The following is a 16938-nucleotide window of genomic DNA, read 5'->3' as shown; positions in this document are numbered from 1 at the left end:
AAAGATAAGTGATAAAACCAATTCGATTTATTTTCTTTAGGTAAACAATGATTAATGGATTACTTTTGTGCCGTTAAATTTTTAATAGGAATGCCCAAGTTTGTTTTTGTCTTATTTGCTTTTTTGTGCTTTGCAAATTTTGCTGATGGGCAACAAGTTCCTATTCAACCCGATAGTACTGCCGTTAATCCATACAAGTTCCGAAGATTTAGACTCGATTCTGCAACTTTAGCTAGGCAAAAAATAGTAACAGATTCCATTATAACACATACCTGGGTTTTGCCAGATAGTGCTTTAAATAAAAATGCCTTACTAGATAGCGTTCAAAAAGAATATCTGTTTCCTACACTTAATTTATTGGCCTGGCAGAAAAAGTTTCAATATTTAAAAAAGAAAGAAAATCCATATCAATTAGGGAAGCCTATTAGAAAGGGCAATGTAGGTTTACTAGGCTTTATATTTGTAATGCTGGTCATTTTTGCAATTCTAAAAAATGCCTTTTCCAAACAGCTTTCGGCAATAGTTCAATCCTTTTTTAGCAATAGGATTTTAAATAACATTAACAAAGAAGATAATCTTTTTAGTTCTTGGCCATTTCTTTTGCTGTTTATCCAGTTTGGATTTATCTTAGGAATGTTTTTCTTCCTTGTTGCGCAGTATTATGACATGTATCAGGCACAGCACGGTTTTAGGTTTTTCTTTACAATTTCTATAATCATAATTGTTTTTTATGCGTTGAAACTTATCATTCTTAGGTTTTTAGGCCATCTTTTCAATGTTCAGAAAGCAGTAGGAGAGTACATCTCCATATTATATTTAAGTTACTTTAACGCATCTTTATTGTTTATCCCCTTGGTGGTCGCTTTTGCGCTATCGCCATTAAAGTATGGAGGGGTTTATATCGTGTTGGCGTACTTGTTATTAGGGGTTATTTTTACATTCCAGTTGCTTAGGGCGGGGATTACAATTCTTTCTAATAATAAGTTTTCTAGAATGCATTTAATTTTGTACTTTTGCGCCCTCGAAATATGTCCTATTTTGATACTAATTAAAACGATAGGATTGTAGCAGGAAAAAGGAAAATGCAAGAAAAAAATGACGCTAAACTTCGCAAAGTAAAAAGTATTTTAGTTACTTTACCGAAGCCTGAAACAGAAAAATCTCCCTATTACGACTTGGCTAAAAAGCATAACTTAAAAGTTGATTTTAGGTCTTTCATTCACGTAGAAGGAGTGCCTGCCAGGGATTTTAGGAAGGATAAAATTAACCTTGCCGATTTTACAGCAGTAATTTTTACTAGCCGTAATGCCGCAGACCATTTCTTTAGAATATGTGAGGAAATGAGATACGATGTGCCGGCTGAGCTGAAGTATTTCTGTCTATCTGAAACGATAGCTTTATACTTACAGAAATACATTCAATATCGCAAGCGAAAAATCTTCTTTGGCAAACAAACCGCAGCAGACTTAGCCGAAGTGTTAAAAAAACATGCCAACGAAAAGTTTTTGTATCCATGTTCTGATGTAGCTACAGAGGATACCATGAAATTTTTAGAAAAAAGTGGTTACGATTTTACTCCGGCGGTTTTATTTAGAACTGTAGTAAGCGATTTATCAGATCTTGCTGAAGTGTTTTATGATGTGATTGCATTCTTTAGTCCATCCAGCATTCAATCCTTATTCAAAAATTTCCCAGATTTCAAACAAAATAATACCCGTATCGCTGCATTCGGTACCAATACAAGTAAAGCAGCAACAGATATGGATCTAATAGTAGATATTGCGGCTCCAACTCCCGGAGTTCCATCTATGACAATGGCTATAGAGAACTATATCAAAGTATCTAATAAATAAGACTTTGTAGAAAACTTTCAATGTCTCACAATAAAAGCGTAACTTTTCAGTTATAAGAGAGTTACGCTTTATTTTGTAACAAAAAAATTAGACAAAAAAGCCTTTTTAGCTGTTTAATGGCATTTTAACAATGATTTCGTGTAAAATATTTGTAATTGTTGATAATTTCAATGATTTTTGATAAAATTGCTCCTAACAGTGCTTAGCACAACATAATTAATATGAAGAAAATTTACCTTCTAGCTCTAATGGGTGTAACCGTATTGCTGGCAAGTTGTGGCCATGGAGGTCAAGGCGAACTAGTAGGTGCTTATAACCGCAAATTCAAGAACCACAGAATCCCATTGGGGATGGTTTATATTCCACCGGGCCATACGCCTCTAGGTGGTTCTGATGAAGATATTACCTTTTCGCAAAATGGTCCAAGTAGAATGACAACAATTAGTGCATTCTTTATGGATCAAACCGAAATTTCAAATGCCGAATATCGTCAGTTTACCAATTGGGTTCGCGATTCCATCGCAATTACAATGATGGGAAACCCTGCTCAGTTCATGATGACAAAAAAGGGCGCTGCTGCAAATGCAGTAGGTGGAGAAAATTATATCGATTGGAAAAAAGTTGGCTACAATGGAGCTAATATTTGGCGCAATAAGGGTAAAGGTTCTGCCGGAGCCCAGGCCAGTCAATTAGATGGAATGTATTATTCTGGTTTAGATGCGCTTCCTGGTAGAAAGGAATTTGATGTTCGCAAGCTTGAATATTCTTACGGAATCCTAAACTTGGATAAAGCCGCTTTAGGCCATAAAGATCCAAATAGCAAACGTCAAGATTATATTGATAGATATGTGATTGCAGTTTATCCAGATACAATGGTTTGGAAAACTGATTATTCATATTCACAAAATGATCCAATGGTACGTGGTTATTATAATCACCCTTCTTATGATGATTATCCTGTTGTTGGTGTAAGTTGGGAACAGGCAAAAGCTTTCTCGCATTGGAGAACTCAGTTGTATCAAGGTGTAGCTTCTGCACGTAAATTGCCAATGAATGCAAGGATGGATTACGATTTACCTGCAGAAACAGAATTTGAATATGCAGCAAGGGGTGGAAATACAAAAACCAAATATCCTTGGGGTGGGCCATATATCAGAAATACAAAAGGTTGTTTACAGGCAAACTTTAAACCCGGTCGTGGAGATTATTCAAGCGATGGTGGTATTTATACTGTAGGTGTTAGATCTTATTTCCCTAACGACTATGGATTGTATAATATGGCGGGTAACGTTGCCGAGTGGACGAAAACGGCTTACAACAAATCATCTGCTCCGTTATTACACGATTTAAATCCAAATTTCACATATGTTGCTGGAAAGAATGACAGTAAATATTTGAAACGCAAAGTGGTTAAAGGTGGTTCTTGGAAAGACACTGGATACTTCTTGCAAAATGCTGTTGCTACTTACGAATATCAAGATCAGCAAAGATCATATATTGGGTTCAGGTGCGTATCTGCTTATCCTGGAACAGACCTAAGAAATTAAAAACCAAACAAACAAAAACAAAAACTAAAGAAAAACATCAAAATTTTATGGCAGCAAAAAAACAACCAAGCTGGTTACACGTAGCGATTTCATGGGGAGCAAGTATTGTAATTATCGGAGCACTATTTAAAATTTTGCACATTGGCGGCATTTTTGGAAATATTGCAATTGGCGTTGGGCTTGGAGTAGAAGCGTTTTTATTCTTCTTAACAGGGTTTTTTCCACCAGAACCAGAACCAGCGTGGGATAAAGTTTATCCTGAATTAAGAGAAGATTTTAAAGGTGAACTGCCTACTGCTACCGTTAGACCTGTTGCTGCACCAGCTTCATCTGCCAATACAGCTGCATTGGATAAAATGTTATCAGATGCTAAAATTGGACCAGATTTAATTGAGAGCTTAGGTACTGGCTTACGTACTTTTGGCGATAAAGTAGCTGCAATTTCTAGCGTAGCTGATGCATCTACAGCAACAAACGAATTTACAGGTAAAGTTAAAACAGCTTCTGCTGGTTTTGATAACCTAAGCGCTGCTTTTGATAATGCAACCAAAAACTTGAAAGCAATGGGCGAAAGCAATGTAGATTCTCAAGCTTATCACGATCAAGTAAACAATTTAGCTAAAAATCTATCTGCATTAAACGCAGTGTACGAATTGGAATTGCAAGATTCTAGCGCACACTTAAAATCGATGAATAAATTCTATTCTAACTTATCACTTACCATGCAAAACTTTAACGAATCGATGGAAGATTCGAAACAGTTTAAAGAAGAAGTGAACAAGTTGGCTAAAAACCTTTCATCACTTAATGCAATTTACGGTAACATGCTATCGGCTATGAATAGCCCACGGGTATAATTTATCTAGTTTTTAATTTATAAAAAAAGAAAGCTACATAAAACATGGCAGGCGGAAAAGAAACAACAAGGCAGCGGATGATCAATATCATGTATTTGGTATTGTTGGCAATGCTCGCCTTAAACGTATCAGATACAGTATTAAATGCTTTTAAAAATATTAACGACAGTTTAGCTACCTCTAGAGATAACGTTAATGTGAGTATTGAGCAACTTTTTTCTTCGTTTGAAAATTCCAAACTGAAAGAAGAACCGGCTCGTGCTCAACCGATTTACGATAGAGCTAAGCAGGCAAAAGCGGCTGCTGATGATTTGAATAACTTTATTGAAGGCATCAAAAAGCAATTCACCGAAGCTGGTGATGGCGTTGATACTTTAACAGGTGATTTAAAACGTAGAGAGAACATGGATATCGCTCAGGGTATCATGATCAATCAAGGCGAAGGCGAAAAGTTAAAAGCAAAAATTAATGCAACCAGAGAGAAATTAATCTCTTTATTGGATCCAAATGATAGAGCGGGTGTATCATTCTCTCTGGAAGCTAAAGATCCTAAAAAAGGTAAAGGCGATTGGAAAGAAGTTAACTTCGGTGAAGGAACGCCTTTAACAGCTGCAATGACCAACTTAACTAAAATTCAAGCAGATACTAAAAATGCAGAAGCTGAAGTAGTTAAAAAGTTATTCGGAAATATGGATAAAGCGGTAGTTAACATAGATAAATTTGCTGCAGTTGCTGTGGCACCTACTTCTTATGTTATCCAAGGGCAACCCTATACGGCTGAAGTATTTTTAACGGCTAGTGATTCTAGATCAAATCCAGATATTACTGTTGGCGGTGGAAAATTATCTGTTAAAGATGGTAAAGGAACTTATACTGGTAGTACAGGAAGTGTAGGCGTGTTTAAATGGGTGGGTACTGTTCGTGTTCGTCAAACTGATGGGCAGATTAAAGAATATAAAACTCCAGAACAGACTTATCAAGTTGCAAAACCATCGGCAAGCGTTTCATCAGATAAAATGAACGTAATTTATGCAGGCATTCCAAATCCATTTTCAGTATCGGCTGCAGGTTTTCCTTTAGAAACGGTAAATGCTAGTGCTTCTGGTGCATCGATGAGTAAAATAGGTGCTGGAAAATACAATGTGTTGGCAAGTGGCGGTCAGGTTGGCCAAGATGTTACCATAAATGTAACAGCTAGCAATGCAGGTAAAAATGTGAGTTTAGGTTCGCAAAAATTCAGAGTAAAGGCAATTCCAAAACCGGTGGCTAAAGTTGGCGGAAGAGCTGGTGGCGATATTGCATCCGTTCAATTGAAAAGTGAAAGTGAAATTGAAGCAGATTTGGATGATTTTCCATTTGATGTAAAATTCAAAATTCAACGTTATAAGTTAACGATTATAAAACCACGTTCTGATGCGGTAACCATTTCAGGAAGTGGTGGTAGTTTTGCTGGAGCTGTTAAGGCTGCTATAAATTCTATTACCCCTGGAACAAGAGTGTTTTTTGAAGATATTGTTTCTGTTGGCCCTGATGGCCGTCAGAATATTTTACCTTCACTGGCATTTAGCGTAAAATAAAAAGATTATGAAAAGGATTTTAAGTATAGCTGTTTTAGTCTTAATCGCAACATTTACTTTTGCCCAAAAAAAGGCAACAAAATTAGCTCCGAAAAAACCAGCTGCAGTAGTTGCTACACCCGTTGTAGATACAGTTAAAGCACCGGTTAAAACAGCTAAGAAAAAGCTAAAAGTACCACCAAAAGATGGCTTCTATGCCCGTAAGGATATTGATAGCACAGAAATGGTACCTTTGGCAGATGTGCGTGAAGAAGATGTTTTTTATGCAAAACGAATCTGGAGAGAGATTGATTTGCGTGATACGGTAAATTCAGCGTTAAAATCACCAAAATCAAGATTGATCGACGTATTAATCTCTGCAATTAAATCAGAAGAATTAACCGCTTATGCTCCAATTGATAGTGCATTAAACGAAGATGATTCTTTTCTTAATCCTTTATCAGCAGATTCTGCAGCTAAATCTGCACTTGGTACTGCCGAAGTTTCAAATAACAAAACGGGAACAGTAACCACTGTAGTAAATGATTTTAACCCTGATTTATTCCTTAAATTCAGAATTAAGGAAGATTGGATTTTTGATGTTAAACGTTCTATTTTCGAACCTCGTATTGTTGGTATTGCACCATTAAAATTTAATGAGGTATCAAAACAATGGCAACCGGTTTTTTGGGTTTATTATCCAGAAGCCAGAGAAATCTTAACTAAAAAACGCTTAATTAATACCAATAATGATGCTTCTACCTTAAGCTTTGACGATTTCTTTATCCGTCGTTTATTTAGCAGCTATATTGTTAAAGAATCTAATCCTGGCGATAACAAGCTTAGAGATATTATTACTGATCCTAGAGAAAGACTTATGGAATCAGAAAGAATTAAAAAGTCAGTTCTCGATTACGAGCAGGGACTTTGGGAATACTAACCCCAACCCCCTAAAGGGGGCTTTATAAAACGCATAAAAAAAGGAACCAATCTGTATTGGTTCCTTTTTTTGTGAAAGATAAAATTAAAACGCTTTTCTTTTAAATCGCCTACATTTTTGCAAGTCTTATTTAAAGTGGGTTTTCAGCTCCGCCTTCAGGGGTTTGGGGGGTAAAATATTCTTGAAGCGTTATCACCTGCTTTTTGTTTAGCAATGTTGCCAATTCTTTCTCGGTTGCTTCCTTAATTTTTTTCACGGATTTAAAATGGGTTAACAACTTATCTGCCGTAGTTTTGCCAATTCCTTCAATTTGTTCGAGTTCAGTTTTAAGCGTTCCTTGATCTCGTTTTTTGCGGTGAAAGGTAATTCCGAAACGGTGCGCCTCATCTCGTAATTGTTGAATCACTTTTAATGTCTCAGATTTTTTATCGAGATATAAAGGAAAAGAATCTCCCGGATAAAAGAGCTCCTCCAATCGTTTTGCAATTCCAATTACGGTAACCCTGTGTTCAATACCCAATAATTTTAAACTCTTCATAGCAGAAGAAAGCTGACCTTTACCGCCGTCAATAATAATGAGTTGAGGCAAAGGCTGATCTTCGTCCAACATGCGCCTATAACGACGGAAAACAGCTTCTTCCATGGTCGCAAAATCGTTCGGACCTTCCACCGTTTTCACATTAAAGTGGCGATAATCTTTTTTGGATGGCTTGGCATCCTTAAAAACTACGATGGCAGAAACTGGATATTTACCCTGAAAGTTTGAGTTATCAAAACACTCGATATGTTTTGGCAATTGCGTTAAACGTAATTCCTTTTGCATCGTTGTTAATATCCGATCGGTGCGTAAATCAGGATTTAACTTTTCGTATTGATTTAATTTTTCCTTTTTAAAGAAAAGCACATTCTTTTGCGAAAGCTCCAAAAGCTTCTTTTTTTCACCAAGTTTAGGAACCGTAAATCTCAAATTTTCATCTTCTAGAGAAAGTTCGAAAGGCACAATTATTTCTTTCGATGTACTACTGAATTTTGTGCGGAATTCCAACATGGCAGTCGTTAAAAGTTCATCGTCACTCTCATCCAATTGCTTTTTAATCTCAATGGTTTGTGTTTGAATAATCGTTCCGTTCATTACCTTCAAATAATTCACAAAGGCGTAACGCTCATCAGAAGCAATACTCACTACATCAACATTGGTAATTGCACTATTTACAACCGTCGATTTACTTTGATATTTTTCTAGAACCTGTAATTTTCTTGAATATTGATGGGCCAGCTCAAAGTTTAATTCCTCTGATGCCGTTTTTATAATTCCCTTAACCTCGCGAATTACATTTCCAATTTTGCCGTTTAAAATCTCTTTAATTTCAGCAATATTTCGATCATAATCACTTTCTGACTGGTAATCCTGACAAGGACCCTTACAATTCCCGATTTGATATTCCAGGCAAACCTTAAATTTTCCTTCAGCTATATTTTTTTCATTCAAGGGCAAATTGCAGGTACGCAGGGTGTAGGTTTCCTTAATCAGATCTAAAATGGTATGCATCATCCCGATAGAACCGTAAGGGCCAAAATAGGTAGATCCATCCTTAATTACTTTTCTGGTCCAATAAATACGGGGATAGTTTTCGTTTTTAACAATAATCCAAGGGTAGGTTTTATCATCCTTTAGGTTAATGTTAAACTTCGGCTGATGCTTTTTAATTAGGCTGTTCTCGAGCAACCAAGCATCTATTTCGGTATCAACAATGGTAAAGGTAATCTTCCTGATTTTTGAGACTAAAACCCGCGTTTTGCCATTAAACTGATTTTTATCGCTGTTAAAATAAGAACCAACCCGATTGCGCAAGTCTTTCGCTTTTCCTATATACATCAGCTTTCCATCCGCATCCCAATATTGGTAAACACCGGGCTTATGCGGAATTGCGGTTAATGCTGTTTTATGGTCGAAGGTGCTCATATTAGTACAAAAATAGGATTCGAAAGCGAAAATCTATCTTTAAAAAGGGATTGCCATTATTTTTGTTTTTGATCATTTGGGCGTGCCACCAAGCTTCGCAAGGGTCAGGCTATCCGTTGCAAGTCCTCATGCCGATGAAAAATCGGCATTCCGGGCTTTCCACTTCTATCCTTCACGCAAAACCCAGCGGTTTAAAAGCCGAGTTTTTCATCAAGTTCAGTTGTTCCTTCTTCTTGTTTTTGATATTGGTTACAATCAAATACAATAGAAACGCCTGCTTTAGGTATTTCAAAATCTGCGTGACTGATCTTTAAAGAAGGATTTGCATATACACGTTTAATAAAACCAGCAAAAATTGGAAGTGCTGTATTTGCACCTTCACCTTGGCCAGTACTGATAAAATGAAAAGCTCTGTCCTCGCAACCTGTCCAAACGCCGGTAACCAATTGAGGCGTAATGGCCATAAACCAACCATCAGAGTTATTCTGAGTTGTACCGGTCTTACCACCAATTGGTGCGTTAACTTTATACTTATAGTTTAATCTAGATCCGGTTCCGTTTGTGATCACACCTTTTAGCATCCTGGTCATAACATATGCAACTTCCTCGCTCATTACAGGTTTCGGAATCGCTTTTTGAGAATACAGTACCACACCGTTTTTATCCTCAATTCTTAAAAGATAAATGGGTTGCGTGTAAAACCCTTTATTGGCAAAAGCACCGTAAGCGCCTACCATATTATATATCGATGCATCGAACGTACCAAGCGCAATAGATGGGTAAGCCGGAACATTTGGAATGCCCATTTTAGTTGCCAAATTTGCTACGGCCACGGGGCCAACCTGTTTCATTAAGTAAGCTGTAATGTAATTTTGCGAATAAGCCAAAGCCTTTTGCAAGGTCAAAATTCCTGGCAAGGTTCCTGTAGATTTTGGAGTCCAGGGATCTCCGTAGCCATCAATGGTAACCGGAACGTTGGGAACTGTATAACAAGGTGAGTAACCGTTTTCTATTGCAACTGCATAAGTAAATGGCTTGGCGGTAGAGCCAACCTGCCGAGTACCCATTTTAACCTGATCGTATTTAAAATGCTCGAAATTTATCCCACCTACCCAAGCCTTAACATGACCATCTGTTGGATCCATTGTCATCATGGCATTGCGCAGAAGCATTTTATAATAACGTACAGAATCAATCGGTTTCATGGTTGTATCTACATTCCCTTTCCATGTAAAAATGGTTAGATCTGTTGGCGTATTAAAATCTTGTTTTATTTCTTCGTCAGATTTTCCTTCTAATTTCAATGATTTATAACGATCGGAACGTTTAATCCCTTGCTCAATTTGTAAGGCTTTATCTTTAAACGGATTCCGGCCTTTCCAGCTATTTACAAACTGTTGCTGTAAAACCTTCATGTATTCTTTTTGAGCTTCCTCAGCATACACCTGCATATCGTAATTTAATGTGGTATATATTTTTAACCCATCACGATCCAAATCATAAGGTGTTCCGTCAGATTTTGTAATCCCCTGATCTTGAAAAATTGTCTTAATATCGCTCTTTAAGACCGAACGGAAATAAGGGGCAATTCCATCATTAACGGTTGCAGCATTGAAATGTAAATTTAGTGGCTGGTCTTTTTGCCTCTCAAATTCCTGCTGGGTTAAGTAATCAGACTTTACCATCATTGCCATAACGGTATTTCTTCGAGCTTTTGAGCGCTCCGGATTACGCGTAGGTGAGTACATAGTAATTCCTTTCTGCATGCCAACTAATGTAGCGGCTTCGGTAACGGATAACTTATCTGGTGTGGTATTGAAATAAACCCGAGCAGCCGATTTGATACCATATGCCTGATTACCAAAATCTACCGTGTTCAGGTACATGGTAATAATTTCTTCTTTGGTGTAATTGCGTTCTAGTTTTACAGCTACAATCCACTCCTTAAATTTTTGCATTACCCTTTTAAAGAAGTTTCTTTGTCTGCCTTCTTCCGAAAAAAGGTTTAAAGCCAATTGTTGTGTAATGGTACTTCCACCTTGTTTTTTCCCGATTAAGTTATAAAATATGATGGTGAATGTACGTTGAAAATCTATTCCCGAGTGCTCTTTAAAACGGGTATCTTCAGTAGCAATTAAACCGTTTATTACATTGGGCGAAATGTCTTTATAGCTAACATTCGATCTGTTTTGAACAAAGTACGTTCCAAGCGTTCGGCCATTTTCCGCAATAATTTCTGAAGCCTGATTGCTTTTAGGATGCTCAATATCTCGGAAAGACGGAAGCGCACCAAAAAGGCCAAATCCAATCATCGAAATGAATATTGCAAATAATGCGATTCCACCAATTAATACTTTCCAAATGCGCAGACTGTATCTTTTTGTTTCTTCTTTTGAAAGGGGTTTGTTCATTGTATGTTGTTTTGTTGCCTACAGATATTTAACTATACATCGTAAATCATGATGTGTCTATATCTATCTACAAGCAAATAATGTCGCAAATATCGGCAACCTTATTGATAATTGTTTTTGTAAAACTCGAGATACTCGTTAATTCTTTGTCTATCTTTTAGCTTATCGAAATTTTCTTTACTAATAATGAATCCTTTATAAATATTTTCAGGAACCTTCATAATGTTTTTTAACTGCCCTTTAATGCTCTCTTCATAAATTTTCGCATCTTCTAAATCAATAAAGCTCGTCACATAAATGAGCTGATCATTATCCAGTTCTATCAATTTATGAACCAAATCATTATCTGGATAATTTCCACGATTAAATTGGCCCAATCCGAAACGCGATGAACTTAAGGTAAGCGTTGCATCCGCTACATCAATAACGTAATAATATGTGTCTGATGTTGCAGTACTGAAAATACTTGCAGGTTTGTTCGGGTTAACAACAGGCTTTTCGGCCGGTTTCTCTACAGGCTTATTTACAGCGACTTTTGGTTCATCGGCAGCGTTTATATTTTTTTCAATGGGCTTAGGTTTTGCAACTTCAGGCTTTGCCTGATTTACGAAACGCGGTTCATTTGCATCAAAATCAATTAAGGCCACAGGACGTTGCTTAAACTCTACCAAATTTGAATCAATGTATTTTAAATGATCCCTAACCAGTGGCGTAATAATTTTATCGTTTGGATAAAGGGTAATAATCGAATTGAATTCTGTTAATAAGGCATCTACTTTTGATGTTCTGCCAACAGCGATTGCTTTTAAATAAGCATATTGTGGTGCCAAATCGTTTTCTGGGAAAGCACTTATGTTATCGTTTGCCTGCTTTACTACACTTGTATAATCTTTCTTTGCATAAGCATCAAAGGTTGAATTGTAGTTGTTGTTGGCCACGTTTTCCAATTGATTTTGTTTTGCCGAATACGAAGGATCTAGAATGGTTTTTGCAAAGTTCGAGTTTGGAAACTTAGTTAGAACCAGTTGCTTGTATTCGTCAGATTTTACCTGATCAACTCCTTGATAATTTAAATAAAGACTGTAGTAAACCGCCACTAAATGGTTGTTTTCTGGGAAACGTTTAAGTAATTCTAGATATACTTTATTGGCTTCAACCTTATCGTTTAGCTCCTGCTGATAGAAACTCGCAATTTCAAAATAAGCATCGATAATTTTTTGGTTTGATTTAGAAATCAAATCAGCCGTGGTTGGCAAAGCTTCCAAATATTGTTTTTCTAAAGAAGTTTGATCATTTGTAGATGTTGGATTTGTATTGTTCGCAGGTGTAATTCCATTTGCAACATTTCCCCCAGCTAAGACCTGGTTGTTTTCTTGAGCCGATGAACGGACGCTTTGGCGCCAATTATCTTCCAGCTGTCTATTTCCCCAACGCTTTTTGAAATCAGAAAAACCATTGCTTATGGCCGCATTATTATTAAAATAAAATGTGCTTCCGGAACCAAGAGGTGAATTCAAAGCCTGGTTCGGTGCATTTGGATCATTGAGAAATTGATTATTGTTCGATCCGGTGTTAACTAAGGTAACTTTAGGTGTTAAAAAAGCTTTTACTTTGGCTTCGCGTTCTGTTTCCGGCAATTTCGCAATGGCTTGTAGAGTATCTTCTTTTGATATAATGGTATATCGATCGGTTAAATATTGAAGATTATCTGCCTTTTTAACAATGTTGTCATAATCAGGGAAATTTTTCGGCAATATCATGACTGTACTGTCGTAATACAATTTTGCCTTAATGTAATTGTTAAACTCCTTAAAGTTTAAATCGGCAATTCTTAAATAGGAGAGTGCTTTTTGGTTTTGATTTCTTGTACTTTTTTGAACTGATTTTTGATAATTTTCTTCTGCCTTTGCAAAATTTCCCTGAGCGGAGAATAATTCGCCAACCTGATAATAAATCTGATCGGTATAGTCGAAATTTTTATCGTCTTTTAACAAAGCGAGCAACTGCTGTTCCTTATTCAGTTTTTCTCCGCTTAATAGTGCCCTTAATTTTATACGGTTTAAGTTTGCATGAAAATACATTTCAAAAGGAGCATTGCTCTTTTCTACTTTGGTAAAATTGGCATAAGCATCTTGCAGATTGTTTTCTTTTTCCTGCAATTGGGCAAGAATAAATTTCCAACGAATCCGATCCTGATTTTTCGAAGAACTGGAAATTGCCGATTCCAATAAAAGAATGGCTTCTTTGTTTCTTTTTTGATAAATGCGCATTTGAGCAGTAGTGGCTAAAGGTTCTGCCAAATCTTTTTTAAGCTCATCTGCAGCACGCAACATGGTATCTAAAATCTTATCGGCATATGCCATATTATTTAGCTCCATCTGGCTTCTCGCTTTCCAGTTAAGCGCCATTATAAAAGTTTTTAAATCGCTTCCATACGTTTTGGCGGTATAGTCAAAATATTCTGAAGCAATAAAATAGTTGCCTTTTAAATAGTTGGCCTTGCCCAGCAACATATAGGCATCATCGATATAATTGCTGAAGCTTTTATCATTAATAATAGTCTGACCTTTGAAAATAACTTCATCTAATTGTTTGTTGGCAACACCCGGTGTTAAAACCAGATTAACCTGAGGTTCAGGATCCAAATAAACCGGTAGAATTTTCTCGTAATTATCAGAATAACTTTGTGCCAGAGCTTCATTATACTCTGTAAGTAAAACATTAGAGTTATAGATATAGTTATACCTTGCCGTCAAGTTTTGCATCTTGCGGCTAACAGTGGTATCTTTAGGCGTTATGCACCCGAAGGCAAATAACAGACATAAGCAAAAAAGGAAGGGATTTAAGGGTTTGTAGGTGCGTTTTTTCAAGTATAATAAATCTCTTTAAGTGGATATACATTTAACAAAAAGTATGCAAAATTATTTTATTGGGCAACAAATTTTAATTATTCAAAGTTAATTTAATTATTGCATTAAAAAATGGAAAATCAGAAAGAAGAAAAACCCGAAAAAAAGGTAAATGCCGCTGCAAAATATTCAGCTATAGGCTTTCAAATGATTGCAACCATAGGCTTACTTACTTTTATAGGTTATAAAATCGATCAGCACCGAAACAGTAAAACCAATTTAATTACGGCGCTATTTGCATTAATAGGTGTTGGTATTGCTTTATACCAAGCTATTCGGCAGGCAACAAAGTAATTGTTTAGTGCTGTACTATAAATTTGGGCTGAAAGGAAAGTTACTTATTGCTCAACAATCTATCAATCAAACAATTTAACATTTCCACAGCGCTTATCGCCCTAAAATCCTATCTTTGCTAAAGTTTTTATTTGCAAAGAAATTATTCCATTGACTCTAGCCAAATTTACAAGTATCTATCTCATTTTTATTGGCGTCTTAATTGGCGTTGTTGCTGTTTTACCTTCAATATTTTCAGGACTGCAATTGTTTGTGCCTAACTTTTGGCTCATGTTTGGCTTTTTGGCTGGCATCACCTACATTGCGTATTTGCTTGTTGATATTGGTATAAAACGCGATCCTGAAGTAGGTATTATGGCAATTATGGGATCTATTGCTGTGAAGATGTTATTTTGTATGGCTTTTGTGCTGATTTACAGTATTAAAGTAAAGGGAATTGGGGTAATATTTCTCCTTAATTTTTTTTCTTTATATTTATTGTTTTCTGTCTTTGAAATTTACTGTTTGTTACGTAACTTGCGCCACCAAAATTTAAAGTAAAAATCTGCCAATAAATGGATTGTAACCAAGTTTTAGTATCAAAAGTTAAGAAGGTAATTATTGTTTTTACGCTTTTAATCGCGTTTTTATCTATCAAAATTGATACTTTCGCTCAAGCTGATAGTGCTGTTGTTCCAGTTGATAGTGCTGTTGCCAAAACCGCTGAGGCCGTTTCTGGCGAACATGGTGCTGTAGAGCACGGTAAAGAAAAATTTGAGCCAACAAAGGTTATTATGGAGCACATTGCGGATTCGCATATGTGGCATTTCTGGGGTCATACTTCAATGCCACTTCCAGTAATCCTTTATACAGCTAATGGATTGGAATTCTTTTCTTCGGGTCATTTTCATCATGGAGAAGAAGATTACAAGGGTGCTCACAACACTTACCGTTTGGTAGAAGATCATATTAAAGTGGTTGGTGCTGATGGTAATGTTGACGAAGTTGCCAGTAAAACTGTTTTGGATTTTTCAATCACAAAAAACGTTGCGGCGATGTTCGTAGCAATATTTTTAATATTAGTTGTGTTTATATCTGTCGCTGGTTCATATAGAAAACGAATTGGTAAGGCACCAAAAGGCTTACAGTCTTTTCTTGAACCGATTATTGTTTTTGTTAGAGATGATATTGCAAAGCCAAATATTGGTCATAAGTATGCGAAATTTATGCCGTACTTATTAACAATATTTTTCTTTATCTGGTTTAACAACTTGTTAGGCTTGGTGCCAATTTTTCCAGGCGGTGCAAACGTAACGGGTAATATCGCTTTAACTTTTGTGATGGCTTTAGGTACTATGATTATCGTGAATGTTAATGGTAATAAATATTACTGGAAACATATCTTTTTACCCGATGTTCCATTTTGGTTATGGCCTTTAATGGTTGTAGTAGAGGTAGTAGGTATTATTTCTAAGCCTTTTGCTTTAATGGTACGTTTGTTTGCAAACATTACTGCTGGTCACATCATCGTATTAAGCTTAATATCCCTAATTTTTATTTTCGAAACATTGGCTATCGCTCCAGTTTCAGTAGCCTTCGTTTTGTTTATGGATGTATTGGAATTGCTAGTGGCATTTTTACAGGCCTTTATTTTTACATTACTTACTGCCTTATTTATTGGAATGGCAGTAGAAGAGCATCATTAATAGAAAACTATTTTTTACAATTAATATAAATTAAATTAGTTATGGTAGGTTCAATCGCGGCAATTGGTGCCGGTTTAGCAGTAATCGGTGCAGGTATCGGTATCGGTCAAGTAGGTGGTAAAGCAATGGAAGGTATTGCTCGTCAACCAGAAGCTGCATCAAAAATTCAGACTGCAATGATTATCGCTGCTGCCCTTATCGAGGGTGCTGCTTTATTCGGTGTAGTAGTTGCATTATTAGGCTTAAACGGCTAATAATCACTGAAAAATTTAGGCAGGGTATTTAACGATTGGTTATTTACCCAGCCTTAATAAAAAGATTATTTTAAAAATTAGATAAAATGGAATTAGTAACCCCAAGCATAGGATTAGTTTTTTGGACCGGAATATCGTTCATCTGCTTATTAATATTACTTAGGAAATTTGCATGGAAACCTATTTTAGGTGCTATCCATGATCGTGAGCAAAGTATTGATGAAGCTTTGAACAAAGCTGAATTGGCTAAACAAGAAATGGCCCGCTTAACTGCTCAAAACCAAGATTTGATGCAACAAGCCCGTGCTGAACGCGATGAAATTTTAAAGGAAGCTAAAACCCTTAAAGATGGGATCTTAAACGAAGCTAAAAAACAAGCTCAGGTAGAAGGTTCTAAATTAATCGAAAAAGCTAAGATTGAAATCGAAAACCAAAAGAAAGCAGCTTTAGCAGAAGTTAAAGATCAGGTTTCTTCTTTATCGTTAGAAATTGCTGAACGTGTACTGCGTACTCAATTAGATGATAAAACCAAACAAGAAGCCTTGGTAGCTAATTTGTTAAAAGACGTTGAATTAAATTAAGTTATAAGTATTACGTTTTAAGTTCTAAGTATTAGGGTGTAGTTGAAAGATTTTAATGATCAACTAACTTATAACTTATAACTTACAA

The 16938-nt window shown here is 36.2% G+C and carries 14 protein-coding genes; 11 read left to right on the top strand and 3 right to left on the bottom strand.

Annotated features, from left to right (window positions below):
- Positions 1-90: 90 nt before the first annotated feature.
- The 6 genes from DF947_RS15665 to porN all read left to right on the top strand — a co-directional run bounded on the left by DF947_RS15665 (position 91) and on the right by porN (position 6753).
- The gene (locus DF947_RS15665; protein WP_109931100.1) at positions 91-1068 is read left to right on the top strand and encodes a DUF4271 domain-containing protein; all 978 of its coding nucleotides are present in this window, start codon (positions 91-93) and stop codon (positions 1066-1068) included.
- 14 nt (positions 1069-1082) lie between these two features.
- Positions 1083-1853 carry a uroporphyrinogen-III synthase gene (locus DF947_RS15660; RefSeq protein WP_109930977.1) on the top strand — a complete coding sequence of 257 codons (771 nt, stop codon included), beginning with the start codon at positions 1083-1085 and terminating at the stop codon, positions 1851-1853.
- Positions 1854-2074: 221 nt separating this feature from the next.
- Positions 2075-3400, top strand: a complete 1326-nt coding sequence (porK, locus tag DF947_RS15655; protein ID WP_109930976.1) for a T9SS ring complex lipoprotein PorK/GldK — start codon at positions 2075-2077, stop codon at positions 3398-3400.
- A 47-nt stretch (positions 3401-3447) separates the two neighbouring features.
- Positions 3448-4257 (top strand): type IX secretion system motor protein PorL/GldL, encoded by an 810-nt coding sequence (gene porL, locus DF947_RS15650; RefSeq protein WP_109931099.1) that lies wholly within the window; start codon positions 3448-3450, stop codon positions 4255-4257.
- A gap of 44 nt (positions 4258-4301) precedes the next feature.
- Complete coding sequence (gene porM, locus DF947_RS15645) at positions 4302-5834, top strand: type IX secretion system motor protein PorM/GldM (RefSeq protein ID WP_109930975.1); 1533 nt, start codon at positions 4302-4304, stop codon at positions 5832-5834.
- 7 nt (positions 5835-5841) lie between these two features.
- On the top strand, positions 5842-6753 hold the full coding sequence (gene porN / locus DF947_RS15640) for a type IX secretion system ring subunit PorN/GldN (RefSeq protein ID WP_109930974.1): 912 nt from the start codon (positions 5842-5844) through the stop codon (positions 6751-6753).
- Positions 6754-6883: 130 nt separating this feature from the next.
- On the opposite strand, the gene uvrC is transcribed toward porN, so the two are convergent.
- The 3 genes from uvrC to porW form a co-directional block, all read right to left on the bottom strand.
- Positions 6884-8716: an excinuclease ABC subunit UvrC gene (uvrC, locus tag DF947_RS15635; protein WP_109930973.1), complete on the bottom strand. Its 1833-nt coding sequence runs from the start codon at positions 8714-8716 to the stop codon at positions 6884-6886.
- 191 nt (positions 8717-8907) lie between these two features.
- Entirely contained in the window at positions 8908-11127 is a 2220-nt protein-coding gene (locus tag DF947_RS15630) for a transglycosylase domain-containing protein (protein ID WP_109930972.1), read from the bottom strand.
- A gap of 101 nt (positions 11128-11228) precedes the next feature.
- On the bottom strand, positions 11229-13997 hold the full coding sequence (gene porW / locus DF947_RS15625) for a type IX secretion system periplasmic lipoprotein PorW/SprE (RefSeq protein WP_109930971.1): 2769 nt from the start codon (positions 13995-13997) through the stop codon (positions 11229-11231).
- Between the two features lie 111 nt (positions 13998-14108).
- On the opposite strand from porW, the gene DF947_RS15620 reads away from it, so the two are divergent.
- The 5 genes from DF947_RS15620 (at position 14109) to DF947_RS15600 (ending at position 16850) form a co-directional block, all read left to right on the top strand.
- Entirely contained in the window at positions 14109-14330 is a 222-nt protein-coding gene (locus DF947_RS15620) for an AtpZ/AtpI family protein (RefSeq protein WP_109930970.1), read from the top strand.
- Positions 14331-14480: 150 nt separating this feature from the next.
- Complete coding sequence (locus tag DF947_RS15615) at positions 14481-14870, top strand: hypothetical protein (RefSeq protein ID WP_240615392.1); 390 nt, start codon at positions 14481-14483, stop codon at positions 14868-14870.
- 14 nt (positions 14871-14884) lie between these two features.
- A complete protein-coding gene (gene atpB / locus DF947_RS15610) occupies positions 14885-16015 on the top strand; it encodes a F0F1 ATP synthase subunit A (RefSeq protein ID WP_109930969.1) in 1131 nt (376 codons plus the stop codon).
- A gap of 41 nt (positions 16016-16056) precedes the next feature.
- The gene (gene atpE / locus DF947_RS15605; RefSeq protein ID WP_025144011.1) at positions 16057-16269 is read left to right on the top strand and encodes an ATP synthase F0 subunit C; all 213 of its coding nucleotides are present in this window, start codon (positions 16057-16059) and stop codon (positions 16267-16269) included.
- 86 nt (positions 16270-16355) lie between these two features.
- On the top strand, positions 16356-16850 hold the full coding sequence (locus DF947_RS15600; RefSeq protein WP_109930968.1) for a F0F1 ATP synthase subunit B: 495 nt from the start codon (positions 16356-16358) through the stop codon (positions 16848-16850).
- Positions 16851-16938: the final 88 nt, after the last annotated feature.

The organism is Pedobacter paludis (assembly GCF_003173575.1).
GTDB lineage: Bacteria > Bacteroidota > Bacteroidia > Sphingobacteriales > Sphingobacteriaceae > Pedobacter > Pedobacter paludis.
The sequence above is the reverse complement of the archived record's forward strand: the minus strand, read 5'-3'. Positions and strand labels throughout refer to the sequence as shown.

Bases quoted from the DNA above. Each gene is read 5' to 3' on its own strand.
- porM (WP_109930975.1), top strand. From the start codon at position 4,302: ATGGCAGGCGGAAAAGAAACAACAAGGCAGCGGATGATCAATATCATG.
- porN (WP_109930974.1), top strand. From the start codon at position 5,842: ATGAAAAGGATTTTAAGTATAGCTGTTTTAGTCTTAATCGCAACATTT.
- DF947_RS15665 (WP_109931100.1), top strand. From the start codon at position 91: ATGCCCAAGTTTGTTTTTGTCTTATTTGCTTTTTTGTGCTTTGCAAAT.
- DF947_RS15600 (WP_109930968.1), top strand. From the start codon at position 16,356: ATGGAATTAGTAACCCCAAGCATAGGATTAGTTTTTTGGACCGGAATA.
- DF947_RS15620 (WP_109930970.1), top strand. From the start codon at position 14,109: ATGGAAAATCAGAAAGAAGAAAAACCCGAAAAAAAGGTAAATGCCGCT.
- atpE (WP_025144011.1), top strand. From the start codon at position 16,057: ATGGTAGGTTCAATCGCGGCAATTGGTGCCGGTTTAGCAGTAATCGGT.
- DF947_RS15630 (WP_109930972.1), bottom strand. From the start codon at position 11,127: ATGAACAAACCCCTTTCAAAAGAAGAAACAAAAAGATACAGTCTGCGC.
- atpB (WP_109930969.1), top strand. From the start codon at position 14,885: ATGGATTGTAACCAAGTTTTAGTATCAAAAGTTAAGAAGGTAATTATT.
- DF947_RS15660 (WP_109930977.1), top strand. From the start codon at position 1,083: ATGCAAGAAAAAAATGACGCTAAACTTCGCAAAGTAAAAAGTATTTTA.
- porL (WP_109931099.1), top strand. From the start codon at position 3,448: ATGGCAGCAAAAAAACAACCAAGCTGGTTACACGTAGCGATTTCATGG.
- uvrC (WP_109930973.1), bottom strand. From the start codon at position 8,716: ATGAGCACCTTCGACCATAAAACAGCATTAACCGCAATTCCGCATAAG.
- porK (WP_109930976.1), top strand. From the start codon at position 2,075: ATGAAGAAAATTTACCTTCTAGCTCTAATGGGTGTAACCGTATTGCTG.